16 protein-coding genes are annotated in these 17,973 nt (G+C 31.4%); 7 read left to right on the forward strand and 9 right to left on the reverse strand.

Annotated elements, in window-relative coordinates; translation table 11 throughout:
* Positions 1 to 1,413: M64 family metallopeptidase (locus tag N5D03_RS10350; protein ID WP_280051582.1), on the forward strand; the 1,413-nt coding region annotated here is incomplete at its 5' end.
* Between the two features lie 96 nt (positions 1,414 to 1,509).
* Here N5D03_RS10350 and efp read toward each other — a convergent pair.
* From efp to N5D03_RS10375, 5 genes are all read right to left on the reverse strand, one after another.
* Positions 1,510 to 2,076, reverse strand: coding sequence for an elongation factor P (efp, locus tag N5D03_RS10355; RefSeq protein WP_038336113.1), 567 nt, complete (start codon positions 2,074 to 2,076; stop codon positions 1,510 to 1,512).
* A gap of 19 nt (positions 2,077 to 2,095) precedes the next feature.
* A complete protein-coding gene (gene lpxA, locus N5D03_RS10360) occupies positions 2,096 to 2,881 on the reverse strand; it encodes an acyl-ACP--UDP-N-acetylglucosamine O-acyltransferase (RefSeq protein ID WP_280051614.1) in 786 nt (261 codons plus the stop codon).
* Positions 2,882 to 2,898: 17 nt separating this feature from the next.
* Positions 2,899 to 4,287, reverse strand: a complete 1,389-nt coding sequence (locus N5D03_RS10365) for a bifunctional UDP-3-O-[3-hydroxymyristoyl] N-acetylglucosamine deacetylase/3-hydroxyacyl-ACP dehydratase (RefSeq protein ID WP_038336111.1) — start codon at positions 4,285 to 4,287, stop codon at positions 2,899 to 2,901.
* A gap of 6 nt (positions 4,288 to 4,293) precedes the next feature.
* Positions 4,294 to 5,319, reverse strand: a complete 1,026-nt coding sequence (gene lpxD, locus N5D03_RS10370; protein ID WP_280051585.1) for a UDP-3-O-(3-hydroxymyristoyl)glucosamine N-acyltransferase — start codon at positions 5,317 to 5,319, stop codon at positions 4,294 to 4,296.
* Positions 5,320 to 5,406: 87 nt separating this feature from the next.
* Positions 5,407 to 6,597: an HD domain-containing protein gene (locus N5D03_RS10375; protein ID WP_260392032.1), complete on the reverse strand. Its 1,191-nt coding sequence runs from the start codon at positions 6,595 to 6,597 to the stop codon at positions 5,407 to 5,409.
* 276 nt (positions 6,598 to 6,873) lie between these two features.
* Between N5D03_RS10375 and N5D03_RS10380 the strand changes: the two genes are divergently transcribed.
* The 4 genes from N5D03_RS10380 to N5D03_RS10395 are packed head-to-tail and all read left to right on the forward strand — an operon-like array spanning position 6,874 to position 10,421.
* Entirely contained in the window at positions 6,874 to 8,427 is a 1,554-nt protein-coding gene (locus N5D03_RS10380) for a bifunctional response regulator/alkaline phosphatase family protein (RefSeq protein WP_219035100.1), read from the forward strand.
* Positions 8,428 to 8,832 carry a tRNA (adenosine(37)-N6)-threonylcarbamoyltransferase complex ATPase subunit type 1 TsaE gene (tsaE, locus tag N5D03_RS10385; protein ID WP_219035101.1) on the forward strand — a complete coding sequence of 135 codons (405 nt, stop codon included), beginning with the start codon at positions 8,428 to 8,430 and terminating at the stop codon, positions 8,830 to 8,832.
* Positions 8,833 to 8,838: 6 nt separating this feature from the next.
* Positions 8,839 to 10,044 (forward strand): alanine dehydrogenase, encoded by a 1,206-nt coding sequence (locus tag N5D03_RS10390; RefSeq protein WP_280051589.1) that lies wholly within the window; start codon positions 8,839 to 8,841, stop codon positions 10,042 to 10,044.
* Positions 10,045 to 10,061: 17 nt separating this feature from the next.
* Positions 10,062 to 10,421, forward strand: a complete 360-nt coding sequence (locus N5D03_RS10395) for a hypothetical protein (protein WP_147280013.1) — start codon at positions 10,062 to 10,064, stop codon at positions 10,419 to 10,421.
* A 269-nt stretch (positions 10,422 to 10,690) separates the two neighbouring features.
* Here the strand turns inward: N5D03_RS10395 and N5D03_RS10400 are convergent, their stop codons facing one another.
* The 3 genes from N5D03_RS10400 to N5D03_RS10410 all read right to left on the reverse strand — a co-directional run bounded on the left by N5D03_RS10400 (position 10,691) and on the right by N5D03_RS10410 (position 15,546).
* On the reverse strand, positions 10,691 to 11,926 hold the full coding sequence (locus tag N5D03_RS10400; RefSeq protein WP_280049546.1) for a porin: 1,236 nt from the start codon (positions 11,924 to 11,926) through the stop codon (positions 10,691 to 10,693).
* 67 nt (positions 11,927 to 11,993) lie between these two features.
* Complete coding sequence (locus N5D03_RS10405) at positions 11,994 to 12,524, reverse strand: YqiA/YcfP family alpha/beta fold hydrolase (RefSeq protein ID WP_115001049.1); 531 nt, start codon at positions 12,522 to 12,524, stop codon at positions 11,994 to 11,996.
* A 145-nt stretch (positions 12,525 to 12,669) separates the two neighbouring features.
* Positions 12,670 to 15,546 carry a prolyl oligopeptidase family serine peptidase gene (locus N5D03_RS10410; protein ID WP_280051592.1) on the reverse strand — a complete coding sequence of 959 codons (2,877 nt, stop codon included), beginning with the start codon at positions 15,544 to 15,546 and terminating at the stop codon, positions 12,670 to 12,672.
* Between the two features lie 118 nt (positions 15,547 to 15,664).
* Between N5D03_RS10410 and N5D03_RS10415 the strand changes: the two genes are divergently transcribed.
* The gene (locus tag N5D03_RS10415) at positions 15,665 to 16,606 is read left to right on the forward strand and encodes a 3',5'-cyclic-nucleotide phosphodiesterase (RefSeq protein WP_280051594.1); all 942 of its coding nucleotides are present in this window, start codon (positions 15,665 to 15,667) and stop codon (positions 16,604 to 16,606) included.
* A 148-nt stretch (positions 16,607 to 16,754) separates the two neighbouring features.
* A complete protein-coding gene (locus N5D03_RS10420; protein WP_280051596.1) occupies positions 16,755 to 17,189 on the forward strand; it encodes a hypothetical protein in 435 nt (144 codons plus the stop codon).
* A gap of 124 nt (positions 17,190 to 17,313) precedes the next feature.
* Here N5D03_RS10420 and N5D03_RS10425 read toward each other — a convergent pair whose 3' ends face one another.
* The gene (locus N5D03_RS10425; RefSeq protein WP_038336094.1) at positions 17,314 to 17,925 is read right to left on the reverse strand and encodes a uracil-DNA glycosylase family protein; all 612 of its coding nucleotides are present in this window, start codon (positions 17,923 to 17,925) and stop codon (positions 17,314 to 17,316) included.
* Positions 17,926 to 17,973 lie beyond the last annotated feature (48 nt).

Genomic DNA, 17,973 nt, shown 5'->3' on the forward strand with positions numbered 1-17,973 from the left:
ATAAATAGTATTTCTGAGGAATCTGGTGCAATTCACCCATATTCTACCAAAGAATGTCCCACAGAAAAAGTAGATTGGGATCAGTTACCTGAACGTTATAATAAATTTGTAAAGAAATATGAAGTTCCGAAAACTAATCCAAATACAATTTTCGGAAGTAGTTTTGATATTTCTGGAATTCATCGTTTAGTTGTTCCAACGAAAAATGAAAAGGTATTACAAGTTCTGAAAGATAATATTCCCAATTATAGTCAAGTTGTAATTCTTGTTAATTCTCCTTTTTATGGTGGTTCTGGAGGAGAATTTGCGACGACAACAGTTAATTTTAAAAGTAATGATATTGCTGTTCACGAAATTGGACATTCGTTTGCAAAATTATCAGACGAATATTGGTCTGGTCCGTTGTATACGGTTCCTGGTCCAAATAAAACACAGAATATACAAGATGTTCCTTGGAAAAATTGGATTGGGACAAATGGAATTGGAATTTATGCATATGGCGAAAAAGATGCAAGAGCACAATGGTTTCGTCCGCACGAATTCTGTAAAATGCAATATTTAATCGCGCCTTTTTGTAATGTTTGTCAAGAAGAATTTATTGAAGTAATTCATCAAAAAACAAATCCAATTATTTCTACAAAACCCACTATTGATACTCCTGTTAACACAGAAAACATGAATGCTTTTACACTTAATTTAGTAAAAACAGTTCCAAATACGTTGAAAATAAAATGGATTTTGAATAATAAATTGATTGCAGAAAATTTAGATTCTATTCATTTAAATAAAGGTCAGTTCAACTTAGAAAAAAATATTTTAAGAGCTGAAGTGACGGATACAACGCAATTAGTAAGAAAAGAAAATCATGCGAATCATATGTACACAACGCAATGGGAAATTTCAAAACCTAATAATGTGAATTTAACTCCACCAATTTTGACATGGGGCGAAAATCAAGAAAGTTGTTACAATGGACATCAGGCTTTAACGGTAAAAAATCCAGAAGCTGAGATTGAATATTTTTGGTATGATGAGCCAAATTCTATACAACCATTTGCAAAAGGAAATAATATTATTAGTCCAACTATTACTGAGAATAAGACTTTTTACATAGAAAGTAATTGGAATAACAAAAAATCTGAACGAAAAGCGATCCAAATTACTGTTTTAGAAAAAATTAATCTTTCTGAAAAAGTTAGTATCAAACAAAATAAAAAAGACGGAACAATTATCCTTTCTTTAAAAAATACTGACGATAAGAAATATAAATTCGAATGGTTGGATGAAGATGGAAATAGAATCTATAATTTCGATCCAAAAGAGAATAAAACGGTTTATAAAGGGAGTGATTCATCATCTATCACAATCAAAAATGAATTCTTAGGTTCTACCCAATTTTTGTCAAGAAAATAGATAAAGAAACGACATGCTCTAGCGAAAAAGTTACAATAAAATTGTAATAAAAAAAGCGACCAAAAGGTCGCTTTTTTTATCTATATTTCAGAATAATTATTCTTTAATACGTTCTACATAAGAACCATCTTCTGTGTTGATTTTTACTTTATCACCTTCGTTGATGAATAAAGGAACACGGATTTCAGCACCAGTTTCTGTCGTTGCAGGTTTTGTAGCATTTGTAGCTGTATCACCTTTAAGACCTGGCTCTGTGTATGTAATTTCCATTACAACTGTAGTTGGTAACTCAGCTGCTAAAGCTGTTTCATCAGAAGCACGGAACAAGATTTTTACTTCGTCACCAGCTTTCATAAATTGTGAATTATCAATCAAATCTTTGTTTAAATAAACTTGAGAGAAATCATCATTATTCATGAAGTGGAAACCATTATCATCTTCATATAAATATTGGTAGTTACGTGTTTCTACACGAACTTCTTCAATTTTATGACCAGCAGAGAATGTATTGTCTAATACTTTTCCGTTAGTTAATGATTTTAATTTTGTACGAACGAAAGCAGGTCCTTTACCTGGTTTTACGTGTAAAAATTCGATAATTTTATACGTATCATTATTAAAAATAATACATAAACCTTTTCTGATATCAGAAGTTGTTGCCATTTATTCTATTGTTATTTTATTAAACTCCCGAGCTATATCCTTTCATAATTCCACGATCACTTGTATCGATAAAATCAAGGATCACTTCACGATAATGTGAATCTGGGAATTTTTCTAAGATTTGTTCTACAGCCTGAGATACGTTATTTTTTTGTTGATATAAAATTCTGTAAATACCTTGAATTTCGAAGATTTCTTCTGATGTAAAACCTTTTCTTCTCAATCCAATTGCATTAACTCCCGCATAAGCAACAGGATTTTTTGCAGCTTTAACATACGGAGGAACATCTTTACGAATTTGTGTCGCACCAGCTACAAAAGCATGTTCTCCAATTTTTGTAAATTGATGTACAGCACTCATTCCTCCAATAAAAGCGAAATCTCCAACTTCTATATGTCCTGCTAAACCAACCGCATTTACGATTACGACATTATTTCCTACAACACAATCGTGCGCGATATGTGCAGTTGCCATAATCAAACAATTGTCACCAATTTTAGTATAACCTAATGCATTAGTTCCTTTGTTTACAGTAACGCATTCACGAATTGTTGTATTGTCACCAATATATGTTAAAGTTTTTTCACCTTCGTACTTCAAATCTTGAGGCTCACCAGAAATTACCGTACCTGGATAAATTTTACAATTTTTTCCAATACGTGCTCCTGACATAATTGTTACATTAGGACCAATCCATGTTCCATCACCAATTTCTACATCTTCGTAAACAGAAGAGAAAGGGCTGATTGTAACATTTTCACCTATTATTGCAGTTGGATGAACATATGCCATCGGATGATTCATAACTTCCATTTCTTTAATTATTCTTTTGTAATAACTGCCATCATTTCTGCTTCCACAGCAATTTGATTGTTTACATATCCAATTCCTTGCATATGAACAATTCCTCTTCTAATTGGTTCAACCAACTCTAATTTAAACACCAATGTATCACCTGGAATAATTTTACGTTTAAATTTAGCACTTTCAATTTTCATGAAATAAGTTGAATAATCTTGAGGATTTTCTAATTCTCCTAAAATCAATAACCCTCCTAATTGTGCCATTGCTTCAATTTGCAATACACCTGGCATAACAGGTTCTTTAGGAAAATGTCCAACAAAGAAAGGCTCGTTCATCGTTACATTTTTCACGCCGATTAAACCTGTTGCACTTTTAGAAATTACCTTGTCAATCAATAAGAATGGTGGACGATGTGGTAATAACTTCATGATATCATTAATATCATAAACTGGTTCTGCTGTCAAATCAAATTCTGGCACTTTATTGCGTTGCGCTAATTTAATTTGTTTGCTTAATTTCTTTGCAAAATTTGTATTGGTATGATGTCCAGGCTTTGTTGCAATAATTTTAGCCTTCAATTTTTTACCTACTAAAGCCAAATCTCCCACAACATCTAATAATTTGTGACGTGCAGCTTCATTTGGATAGTGTAAAGTCAAGTGATCCAAGATTCCATTCGGACGAATAGAAACATCATCTCTATTGAACGCTTTACATAATTTTTCTTTTGTTTCTGGCGTAATTTCTTTGTCAACATAAACAATTGCATTGTCTAAATCTCCACCTTTTACTAAACCAGCTTCCAACAATTGCTCTAACTCATGTAAGAAACAAAATGTTCTTGCTTGAGAGATATCTTGTTTGAAGTTTTTGATAGATGTTAAAGTTGCATTTTGAGTTCCCAAAACTTTCGTTCCGAAATCTACCATTGCTGTAACTTGGTATTCATCTGCAGGAATCGCCGTGATTTCTGATCCTGTTTCTGGATCTACGTACGTTACAATTTCTTTAATTCTATAATATTCTCTGTCTTTATCTTGCTCTACAATTCCAGCAGATTCTATTGCTTCAACGAAAAAACGAGAAGAACCGTCCATAATTGGTGGTTCCGCATTGTCAATTTCAATGTAACAATTATCAATATCCATACCTACCAAAGCTGCCAAAACGTGCTCTGTTGTATGTACTTTAACTCCTTTCTTCTCTAAAGTTGTTCCTCTGGCTGTACTCACAACATACTGTGCATCAGCTTCTACTTGAGGTTGACCTTCTAAATCTGTTCTAACAAATACAAATCCTGTATCTGGTTCGGCTGGTCTAAATGTTAAGGTAACAAATTTACCTGTATGTAAGCCAACACCTTTTAGAACGGCTTCATTCGCTAAAGTTTTTTGTTTATCAGACATTAACTTTTACTTTTGTTTGTTCTCTTTTTCTAATTTATCGATTCGTTTCACAATTTCTGGAAACTTTCTAAAATGTACATACGATTTTCTAAAGCTTGACGCTTCGATTGCTGGCGAACCATACAATTGCGTTTTACTTTCTACATCACCATTAATACCACTCTGAGCTTGTACTTGTACAAAATCTCCGATTGTCAAATGACCTGCGATACCAACTTGACCTCCAATCATACAATTACGTCCAATTTTTGTAGATCCTGCTACTCCACTTTGCGAAGCAATAACAGTATTCTCTCCAATTTGAACGTTGTGAGCAATTTGAATTTGGTTATCTAATTTTACTCCTTTACGAATAATTGTAGATCCCATTGTTGCTCTATCTATTGTTGATCCTGCTCCAATTTCGACATTATCTTCAATCAAAACATTTCCTATTTGAGGAATTTTTTCGAAAGAACCATCTGGATTTGGCGCAAAACCGAAACCATCAGCACCAATCACAACATTAGAATGAATGATACAATTTTGACCAATTTCACACTCTTCATACACTTGTACGCCTGAATGTAAAACGGTATTATCACCAATCTTAGCATGATCGCCAATCGTTACATTTGGATATATTTTTACATTATTCCCAATCGAAACATTAGCTCCAATATAAGAAAAACTTCCAACATATACATTATCTCCTAGTTGCGCAGTAGAATTTACTTTCGTATATTCTTCTATTCCAACTTTATTATTTTTTATCGTATTGTAATACTGCAACAGCTTTGTAAAGGCTTGATATGCATCTTCAACCACAATCAATGTAGACGAAATAGAATCTGTTGCCACAAAATCCTTACTCACAATCACAATAGAAGCGTTTGTTGTATAGATAAAATGCTCGTATTTCGGATTAGCCAAAAACGAAATCGAACCTTCTTTTCCTTCCTCTATCTTCGATAATGTGGAAACCTCTACATTTGCATCACCTTTTACGGTTCCTTGCAATAATTGCGCAATCTCTGCAGCTTTAAATTTCATAGTCTGCAAAACTAATAATTATTCTTAAATTTATAAAATGATTATTTAAGTTATTTAACTTTTTTGTCAAATTCTTCAAATCACTATTTAAACGCTATGATAATGATATTTTGTAATTTCTTGTTGCAAAAATTGCGTTAACAAACTTTTTTCTGAACTCGAAATTTCTTTTACCTCACCATTTTTATATAAAACCTTTATCGGACTTTTTGATTTTTCGTACGGAACAATTTTTATCGTTGTTTGTTCCACAAAATAACTTGCATCATCAATTCCTAAAGCTTTTTCTACTCTATTTTTTTCGACCAAAATTTCTTCTTCGGATAATTTTGTATCCATCAAATATGATTTTGGTAATGTACGCTGAATGATATTTTTTGATAATTTACTTAAAATCAAATCATCATGAAACTGCCATTCTTTAATCGCTGATAAAACATCCGAATCGTCCAAACGCGTAAAAATTTCTAAACCTTCTTTTGATAAACTTCCAACTTCATTTTCTTCTAAAAAGTATTTAAAAGCAAACGTTGCAAAAAGATTTTCTCCCGCTTTTGTCAATTCTTTCGCTCTTCTCAAAACGCTAATCAAAAAATTCTCTGCTGTAAACGATTTCTTGTGCATATACACTTGCATGTACATAAACATACGCGCCATCAAAAATTTCTCGACCGACGAAATTCCCTTTGCTTCTATCACCAACTCATCATTCGAGACATTCATCATTGAGATAATTCGTTCCGGATTGATATTTCCTTCTACCACTCCTGTGTAAAAACTATCGCGCTTCAAATAATCCATGCGATCGCAATCCAACTGACTCGAAACTAATTGTGACAAGAACTTTTTCGGATAATTTCCTTTAAAAATTTGAATAGCTAGAGCTAATCGATTATCAAAAATTTGATTCAATTCTTCCATCAAACGAAGCGAAACTTCTTCGTGATGCGAACCATTAATTATAGAATGTTCAAGAGAATGAGAAAAAGGTCCGTGTCCCAAATCATGCAATAAAATCGCGATTAAAGCTCCATTTTCTTCTTCTGGAGTAATGTCGACGTTTTTTCTTTTGAGAATATTTAAGGCTTTTTGCATCAAATGCATACAACCTAAAGCGTGATGAAAACGAGAATGTCTCGCTCCTGGATAAACCATTTCTGTTAATCCAGTTTGCGTAATTCTACGAAGTCGCTGAAAATATGGATGTTGAATAATCTGATAAATAAGCTCGTTTGGAATCGTAATAAATCCATGAACTGGATCATTTACTATCTTCAACTTATTATTGTTTAATGGATTCAAACGTACTGTTTTGTCGGCAAAGATAAGAATTTTTACTCATTCTGAACGTTATTTTTTTGATTAAGAATGGTTTTTATAAAATATTTTAGATAAAAATCATTTTTGGAATTATTTATGCTAAATAATCATCGCAAATTTTGGGAAAACTACAATTTTGTTTAACATACAATTTTGATTTTAACATTTCCGTTATCGCTATATTTGGAATAATTCTAAAAGTACAAATCAATATAAAAAATAAAAATATAACAAATGGCTATAAAAATTTTATGGATTGATGATGAAATCGATTTATTGAAACCACACCAACTTTTTTTAGAGAAGAAAGGATACGATACAACAATGATAAATAATGCGACTGATGCATTAGAAGAAATAGAAAAAGAGAGCTTTGCAGCGGTTTTAATCGACGAAAATATGCCAGGTTTGAGCGGATTGGAAGCTTTACCAAAAATTAAAGAATTACGTCCAAATCTTCCTGTTATTATGGTCACAAAAAGTGAGGAAGAACATATCATGGAAGATGCAATTGGTTCACATATAGCAGATTACTTAATTAAACCAGTTAATCCAAATCAGATTTTATTGAGTTTGAAAAAGATTTTGGACGCATCGAAAATTATTTCTGAAAAAACAGTGATCAATTATCAACAGGAATTCAGAAATATCACAATGGATATGATGAATGCACGCGATTTTGAGGATTGGCAAGAAATCTATAAAAAATTAGTTTTTTGGGAACTTGAACTTGAAAATATCGAAGATACAGCACTTTCTCAAATCATCGAAAATCAAAAAAGTGAAGCAAATGCAGCTTTCTTCAAATTTATAGAACGTAATTACGAAGATTGGTTACACGACGACGAAGATCGTCCCGTTTTATCGCATACAATTTTCAATCAATTGGTTCGTCCTCATCTTGGTAAAGATAAAAATGTTTTATTGATTATGGTGGATAATTTACGCTACGATCAATGGAAAGTTATTGAGCCAATTTTCAATCGTTATTATAATTCAGAAGCCGAAAATTTATATTATAGTATTTTACCTTCGGCAACGCAATATGCTAGAAATGCGTTCTTTTCGGGTTTAATGCCTTTGGAAATTGAGAAAAAATATCCTGAATATTGGTTGAATGATACCGATGAAGGAAATAAAAATATGTACGAAAAAGAATTGTTAGGAGAACAATTAAAACGTCTTGGTTTTGGCGATTTATCGTATAATTATTTTAAAATTTTAAATTCTGATTTCGAGAAAAAAATTGCAGATGATTTTAATAATTACAAAAAGAATAATTTGAATGTAATTGTCTACAACTTTATCGATATTCTTTCGCATGCGAAAACGGACAACAAAATTGTTGGTGAAATTATTCGTGATGATAAAACGTATCGTTCGATCACAAAACATTGGTTTGAGAATTCATATTTAATGGAAATTGTGAAAAAAGCGGCGCAAGAAAAAATGAAAATTATTGTAACAACCGATCACGGAACAATTTACGTAAAGGAACCTACAAAAGTGATTGGCGACAAAGAAGCAAGTACAAATTTGCGTTATAAACTGGGGAAACAATTGCAATATGATCCGAAAGATGTTTTGGCGGTTGAGCAACCAGAAAAATTCCTTTTACCTAAGGTTAATGTTACGTCAAAGTATATCTTTGCAAAAGAAAATTTATTTTTAACGTATCCAAAAAATTACAATCATTTCGTTAATTATTACAAAAACACTTACCAACATGGTGGAATTTCGTTGGAGGAAATAATTATCCCAATGGTTGTTTTAACACCAAAAAATTAAATGGAATTTATCATCAATAATTTAGACGAATTACCTGAAGTTGCTCAAAAAATAATCGATCAACTTCAGCATAAATTAATCACTTTCGAAGGAGAAATGGGAGCTGGAAAAACAACTTTTATCAAAGAGTTTGTAAAAGCTTTGGGAACAAATGATGAAGTTTCGAGCCCGACTTTTTCGATTGTAAATGAATATGAAACAGATAAAGGAAAAGTTTATCATTTCGATTTTTATCGTCTAAATCATGAAGATGAAGCCTTAGATTTTGGGATTGAAGAATATTTATATTCTAATCAATATTGTTTAATGGAATGGCCAAATAAAATTGCTAACTTTATACCAGATGAGCACCACACAATTACATTGAAAAATGTAGATGGCGTTCGTCATTTAAATTTTAGTTAATAGTATATGGACGGAAAAAATATTTTCACGCCTTTTTCTCAGGAAGATCTTATTCCTCAACCCGAGCGTTTAGAGATTCCTCATAAGAAAGAACGCTTTGATATTGGAATTCCAAAAGAAACAAATAATCAAGAAAAAAGAATTTGTCTTTCTCCTGATGCAGTCGAAATTTTAGTCAATAATGGACATCAAGTTACGATAGAAACTGGAGCAGGAGAAGGTGCAAATTATTCAGATAAAGAATATTCGGAAGCTGGTGCGCAAATTTCTTACAATACGCAAGCTGTTTTCGAGAAACCTATTATTCTAAAAGTTGGTCCACTTACTTTAGATGAAATTGACTGGGTAAAACCAAATGCTTTGATTATTTCATCTGTCCCTACAAATACTTTAAGACGCGAATATTTTCAGAAATTAATTACAAAACGTGTGAATGCGGTTGGATTTGAATTTATTCGTGATGAACAAAATCATTTACCAGTTGTTCGATTGTTAAGTGAAATTGCTGGAACAACAGCAATTTTGGTCGCAAGTGAATTGATGTCTTCTACAAACGGAGGAAACGGAGTTTTGATGGGCGGCGTAACAGGTGTTCGACCAACAGAAGTTGTGATTCTTGGAGCTGGAACGGTTGCAGAAAATGCGACAAGAACAGCTTTAGGTTTAGGTGCTTCGGTTCGTGTTTTTGATAATTCATTAACAAGATTAAGACGATTACAGCAAAATATCGGACAACGAGTTTCTACTTCTACATTAGATCCAAAAGAATTAGGAAAAGCTTTGCGACGTTGTGATTTAGCAATCGGTGCACTTCGCGGAGAAACGCGTACACCTTGCGTTGTAACTGAGATGATGGTACAAAATATGAAAGCTGGCGCTGTAATTATTGATGTGAGCATTGATCAAGGTGGATGTTTCGAAACATCTGAATTAACAACTCACGATCATCCGATCATTATTAAGAATGATATAATTCATTATGCAGTTTCTAACATCACTTCTCGCGTCGCACGCACCTCTACCAAAGCGTTGAGCAATTATTTCTTGTCGTATTTATTCCAAATTTCTGAAGAATCTGGTTTTTCGAATGTAGTACAATCGGATAAAACTATAAGAAATGGCGTATATTTGTACAAAGGAAGAATTGTAAAAAAGAACTTATGTGATTGGTTTGATTTACCATTTCACGACATTAATTTATTGATCATATGACGTTTACACAAAGATTTATGAAGTATTTGATGGGAGTTGGAATTGGGTTAGTTTTCGTCGCTATGGCGTTTGGACCTCGTGCTTTCTCATGTAATTACTTTCCAAATGCAAGAGTTTTGGATGAAGCTTTTTCAAAAAGATTAGCTATTTCACCAGAAGCTCAAGCATTTTTAAAAGCAGAAAATTTAGATTCGACATTCTTGAAAAAAGAATTATTCAAAAGAAGTAAAGTTGATTTTGATCACTCGAAAAAAGATCAAGTTCCTTGTAGAGAATATTTGGCAAACTATAAAAGCAAAGACAATACAAAGGATTATGATTTTGTATTAGAAATTTGCAAAGAAGATTCAAAATTAGTTTCCATCAAAAAGAAATAAAACAAAAAACCACTTCAATTGAAGTGGTTTTTTGTTTTATAATTAATTTATAAATTTCAAAATTGCTAAAACAATTACGAAGATTAATATTGCGACAATAATTACATCTTTAAATTGCACTTTTTTAGTTCCGAACTCTACATTTCGGTTTAAACTTTTTCTTTTTTTATTGGATTGCATAGGTTGATATTTGACTGCAAATTTATTAAATATTATCAAATATCAAACCTTTATTTTATTCTAAAATATTTAATTTACAATAAGATATCTTAAATCCCAATTTCTATCTGAAAACGCGCGTACCAGTTGTTTTTCTTTTCTAAATTATAGAATTTTTGTTGTTCATACGTAAATTCTGCTTGTAATTTGAAAGCATGTTCCCAAATATATTTTGTCAAACCTAATGTGTATTGATTTGTATTCGGTGTAAACTCAAAAATTTCTTTATCTACTGTTTGAGTTGAATAACGTCCTATCACCTCCCAGTGTTTCGGGAATGTGTATGAACCTTGAAAATCCATTCCTTCTCCATTATAGATATAATTAAAATCAGAAATATCTGTAGGGTTATAAAATAACACATTATCAGAATTACGATTCATATAAGAATACATCAAATTCCATCCACGATATTTTAACATCGCATCCAAAAACAATGATTTTATATTAGCTGTTCCTCCACCTACAATATCATCTCCTAACATTCCTGCTGTTCTATGTGCTCTATCATTGTAACTATAAGCTCCCGAAATCATCAATTTTGGTGTTTGTTCGTGAACTAAATCACCTTCATAATTACTTCCACCTTTTGTAAATTCTCCAAGTGGAAACAACTCAACTTTTCCTGTATAAGCTAAACCAGTATCCTTAAAACTTGTCCAATTTCGCCCTTCACCAGTAGAAATAGCTCCTCTCAAAATATAAGAGAATTTTTCTTGATTTCTTTTATTGTATAAGACTTGAAATCCAAAATCGCGATCGATATTAAAATCTGCATTATTGATAGATCGATCCGTTAATTGTAATGCTCCAGAAGAATTAACACGTTGTCTATTTCCTGGAAGTTTTGTTTGACCAAATCCTAAACTCCAATGTTTATTTGGGTAATAGAAAATCATCGCATCACGAATAATATTTGTATTCTTACCCTCTTCTGCTTTTCCTACATCACCTGCTGCAAAAGATAATTGCATCGAATAACCAAATTTTGGATCTCCGATATATCCATCAAAACGCAATCTTAAACGACGAATTTGACCATCAATATTATCTTCTTCTCCATCATTATGATTATAACTAATGCGATTTTGCATGCGAAATCTAATGTTGACCTGATAAAGACTATCTGGAGAAGTAATTCCCAATCCGTTACCATAGCTATAATAGGGCGACATCATATTCTTAAAATCCTGTACAGTTTTCTTTTTAGATTCTGTAGAATCTTTTACTTGCGCATACGAACTGATTGAAAATACAATAAGTATTAATGTTAAAACTTGCCTCATGTTTATTTGTTTCTTGATTCGTGTGCAAAAATGCAGTTAATAAAATTAAATAATTGTAAAGCGTAAATTAAATTAACGTTAACAATGACTCGAAGTTACGTATTCGATGATTGTCATCAATTTCTATGATTTCGATTTGTTGTGGAAAGATATTTTGTTGAATTTCAAAGAAAGTTTTTAGTTTTTCAAAATCCAAAACTTCGTCATGTACAGAAAGAAAAACCGTTGTATTTTCGAAACGATTCATATCGACTAAATATTGCGAAAGATTTTCTGGAAAATTATTTTCGACTTTCATCGACACATCAACCAAAGGATTTAATAAAATCAATTCACTCGATTTTCCATTTCCCTTTAATTTTTGTTGCAATTGCCAACCAAAATTTCCTCCAGTAGAACTTCCAATAATTGTCAAATCATTTACCAAACCTTTTAAATGTTCGTAAGCTTCAAATAAAATAGTTGCAATATTCTCCTCCGTTTTCCATTCAATACAAATAGCTGAAGGATAATTTTTTAGAATAATTTTGAATTTAGTTGAATTTGCCGAACTATTTAGTCCATGGATATAAACAATTTGTCGATTATTTGTATTCATATTCAGTGCAATTAAACCTTTAAATTAAACTTTTTCAATAAGTTAATTATACATGAAATGTAAATTTAACAATATAATTGTGTTGTAAGAAATTCTTTTGACAAAAAAAGCGACCAAATTGGTCGCTTTTAAATATTTACTATAATTATTTCTCTAGATCAAAGCCCCAATCAATACCTTTATTAATTGCAGGAACACCTTCTGTCATCCATTTCGGAGCAGGTTTATCTTTCAGATAATGATCAAAAAATTGAACTTGTCGTTGTTGAATATCATTTTTATTCGCACGTTTTATCAAGTTATGATCATCTCCGTTATAATTTAACATCCAAACTGGTTTTCCTAAACGACGCAATGCCATAAACATCTCAATTCCTTGGTACCAAGGAACAGCACCATCTTCGTCGTTATGCATGATTACAACTGGCGTCGTAACTTTTGGCATATTGAACAAAGGCGAATTTTCGATATATAATTCTGGCGCTTCCCACAACGTTTTACCTATTCTACTTTGTGTTTGCTCGTACTGAAATTGACGACTCATACCCGTTCCCCAACGAATTCCACCATAAGCAGAAGTCATATTCACAACAGGCGCACCCGTCCAAGCCGCAGCATACATATTGGTTGCAGTAATCAAATGTGCTACTTGATATCCTCCCCAACTTTGCCCTTGTATAGCGATTTTACTTCCATTTACCCACGTATTTTTCTTCAATGCTTCTACTCCAGAATTGATATAATCTTCAGCAGATTTCCCAGGATGACCAATCGTGTACGAAATATCCGGAGTAAATACAATGTAATCGTTACTTACAAAATATGTATGATTGATACGAGAAGGTGTTGGCGCAGGCGCTTGATAACGATTCAAATTATCCGAAAGTTTTTCGTAGAAGTAAACAATCATTGGATATTTTTTATTTGGATCAAAATTCTCTGGTTTGTACACAACTCCAGTTGCATCTTTACCCGAGTACGTTTTCCACGTTACCAATTCACCATTCCCCCACAAATAATCTTTTTGTTGCGGATTGATTGCAGATATCTTTTTCTCATCTTTAAAATTTGTTGAAACATATACATCAGGCGAATTTCGGAACGATTCTTTTGTATAAATAAATTCGTTCGCATTCAACGCTTTTGTCATTTTTTGTGCTCCCCAAGTATTCGACATCACAACTTCTTCAGGATTTTTTGCTTTCGAAATAATTGTTTGATAAACTCCAGATTGTTTATTCTGATTATTAAAAGCACCTAAATAAACTAAATTATCACGATTAAGTGTTTTTATATCATCATTTAATTGATTGATATCAAACGTAATATTATGTTTACGACCGAAACCATTTGTCATATTTTCTGGACGACGATTTCCAGCCAAATCAAACTCCCAAATATCATAACGATCTTTGATTAAAACCGTTTCGTCATTATCCGTAAAATAAGCAACACCATATTCTTGCGCTAAAGTTGGCGAATCATTTTCTTCGTCATAGAATTTCACTTTTAGCTTTTTATTCAGAACTTTTGTTTCCTTTGTTTCGATATTATAGCTCGACCATAATCCATTTTCGGCATTATAAAAAACAGCAAATTTGCCATTCGGCGACATTTCCACTTTTCCAGCCAAAGCTTTTGCAAATAACTCGCGTTGTCCCGTTTTCGTATTAATGATATAATAATCTTTACGACCTGTTACATCCCAATTAGAGCTTAATCGATAGGCATTATCAGAAGTTCCTAAAGCAAAATTTGAATTTCCTTCGTTCAAAATCTCGACTTGATTCATATCCAAATCCGCTAATTGTGTCACTTTTACAGGATTCGATAAATCAATCACAGATAGGTACGAACGTTTTTTCTCTCGCTCAAGATTCTTTAATTGTTGTGGTTGAATAAAATCGTCTTTGTAACTCCAAACATCCACTTTTGCATGATCATCAGCAATCAAAGTTGTGTCTTTTTCTGCTAATTTCGGCATCAAACCAATGAACAAAGAATTTCCATCTTTGCTAAATTTTGGTTGACGATTTTCTGAAACTTGCCAATCTTTTTTCAATCCTAACAATTCAGATATCCTGATTTGTTGCGGATTATTTGTTGTAGAATAATATAAATAATATGTTTTATTTTCCTTTTTCTCTTCGTCAGAAGTTCCAACAAAAGCGACTTTATTTGCTAATTCATCAAACGCAAATTGTTTAAAATCACCAATTGTATCTACCAATTGTTTTTGAACAAACGTTGCTGTATTCACTAAGAAAACACCATATTTAGTTTTATCTAAACTATCTTTTTTCTCTTGTTTAGTCGAAAAAATTAATTGCTTACCATTCTCGCTAAACTCATAATTCATCACATTTTTGAATGATTTTCTCTGACCTGAAATCAAATTTCTCAACACCAATTCTAACGGCGTATCTTTCTTATCTTTTCCAGCTGATTTTGCAACTTTATCCTTCGTTTTTGTAGAATCTGACTTGTCTTTTTTATCATTCTTCGTTTCTTCTTTTTCTAATAAATAAGCTAAAAGAGAACCTCCTTTTTTCGGTGTTTTGAATGATTTTATATTTGGTAATTTCTCAACTTGATTTGTTGCTAGATTTAATATTCCGATTGAATCTTTTGCAATTTCATGTTCTTTCTTTTTCTTAATTCGAACCAATTTCAAATCTTTATAAAAAGGTCGAATTTTAAAAACGGCAAATTTAGAATCTGCTGTAAAAACACTTTGTTCACCACGATGAAAACTTAGATTTTTATCCGTTTTCAAACCAAAAAAGTTCAATGTATTATCACTTTCTTGTGCATTGACTTGATAAGCAACCCACGAACCATTATTCGATAATTCTTTCATTCCAATTGATTGCCATTCATCAAAAACAGTCAAATCTAATGGTTTCTTTTGCGCATCAACATTTGTTGCCAATAAAGCGATTGCCGCAGCATACATTGCTTTTTTTGTCATCAGTTGAGTCGCATAATTTTTCAATATTTTAGTAGATAATTTCGATTTCATTCTAACTAATTTTATGCGTTAATTTTATAGAAGTGTGAAAATACTAAAGTTTTTACAAACTATGAGGATATTTTAGTTTAATAATACTTTCGGTTGTATTTTTGTTAAAATTCTTTTTATGAAAAAATATCTATTAAGTATTGGATTTGGAATTTCGATGATTGCCTCAGCACAAAATATTCAGGTTGTTCCACTTGGAGTTTATGGTGGTAGCAACGAGAGTAATCTTTCTTCTTATTTGATTGGTGAAGAAACGACAAATAGCTATTTGGCGTTGGATGCAGGGACAATTCTTTCTGGAATCAATAAAGCAATAGAGAAAGGTACTTTTGAAGAACAAAATAGTAAAGTTCTGAAAAATTATATCAAAGGATATTTTATTTCTCATGGACATTTGGATCATCTTTCAGGCATGATTATTAATTCTCCAGAAGATGCAAACAAGCCTATTTATGGTATTTCTGAAACAATTTCAGTTTTAAAAAATAAATATTTTACTAATGATGCTTGGGCAAATTTTGCCAATGAAGGCGAATCGCCAATTTTGAATAAATATTACTACAAATATGCAGAAATAGGAACACCTTTCACAATAGAAGGAACTAATTTTACAGGAACAATTTACGAATTGAGTCATGTAAATCCTTTGAAAAGTTCGGCAATATTAGTAGAAAATGGTTCAAGTGCAGTCTTATATTTTGGTGATACAGGAGCAGATCGTATCGAAGGAACTAAAAATTTAACAACTATTTGGAAAGCAATTGCGCCTAAAATTAAATCAGGTAAACTGAAAACAATGATGTTAGAAGTTTCTTTTCCTAATTCTCAACCTGAAAAATTATTATTTGGTCATTTAACACCAAAATTGATGAACGAAGAATTAGGTGAATTAGCGAAAGAAGTTGGAAAAAGTAAGTTGAAAGGTTTTACAATCATCGTTACTCATATCAAACCAAAAGATGATTATGAGCAAAAAATTAAAGACGAATTGTTAAAAGATAATCCATATAATATCAATTATATTTTTCCTCAACAAGGAGAAAGAATAATTCTTAAATAAATAATAATTACGAATTTATCATTTAAAGACAAGATAATTTTTAACCATTTTATTTTAGTCGGTCAATTTTTATTATTTTGATAAATTAGCACTGTTGATTTTTCATTTATTCGAATGGCTATTTTACATTTGAATAAACCATAAAAAAATGATCGCGCAAATAGGAGAAATTTTATTAATCGACAACCAACAATATATTATAGCCGAACAACCATTACATCATTATTTTAGAGAATTAAATCATCCACCTTATTTTACTCCACCTTCGCCAACATGCTGGAGAGGATATTATGGGAAATGGGAATTGAGAAATGACGAATTGTTTTTGATTAATTTCAGAGGATATTTGGATGGTTTGGATGAAGTTGAATTGAATTATTTGTTTCCGAGAAGAGAAGAAGTTTTTGCGAGCTGGTATTCTGGAATTATTAAAATTCCTCAAGGAAAATTATTACAATTTAATCAATTGACACATACATCAATTTATGAAGAGGATTTGATGTTATGTTTTGAAAATGGAAAACTAATCGATTATATCGTTCATAGCAATTGCGCAAATTCTGAACGAGAAGTTGAGATCTAATCAATCGAACGCTTCAAAGCTTGTCGGTGAATTCGTCTTGTTATTTGACCTTATTATTCTTTCGAATTCACCGATTTTTTTTATAAAAAAACATACTTAGAATAAACAATTGAAATCAGGTTTATTACCAATTTTTCTTTGACTTTTCTATCAGTTCATTATAATTTATATGAATTTCTTGATCTTGTTCAAATTTAGAAATTATCACTTTTCCAAACGCAGCAAACAAAGAATTATAACTTGGGTGATTTAAAATCATCAAATTAGCTTTAAGTTTTGAATATTCAGATTTATTGATTATATCTTTAAATGATTTTACAATATAACTACTTTCATCAGCACCAAAAATAAATATTGGAATTTGTTTATATTCAAAAATTTTCGCTAAACAATCTATTGTCAACTCAATACTTTTATGAACGACTTGATTTAAATCCTTAGCTTTGGTAATATCTTTTGTTTTAATTGAATAACAAGGTGTTTTATTAAAAAAAATAGATTTAGTAACATTAAGTCTTCTATTATTTACTTTTATAAAAAAGTCAAGTTCGCTTCCTGCTTTGCCTACAAAATATCTATTTTCTGCTTTTTCTGTTTTACCAGGATTATCACCACAATATATAATTTCAATATCATCATCAATGTTTTCCCAATCTTTATTTATAACAATTTTAAAATTTGTTGATTCAAGTTCATTGAGTTGCTCAATATATTGTAAAATTATTTCTTTAATCATTTTTTATTTAAAATTACAATAAATAAAATCCAATATAATAAATTTTAT

It is taken from the genome of Empedobacter sp. GD03861 (genome assembly GCF_029840885.1).
GTDB lineage: Bacteria > Bacteroidota > Bacteroidia > Flavobacteriales > Weeksellaceae > Empedobacter > Empedobacter falsenii_B.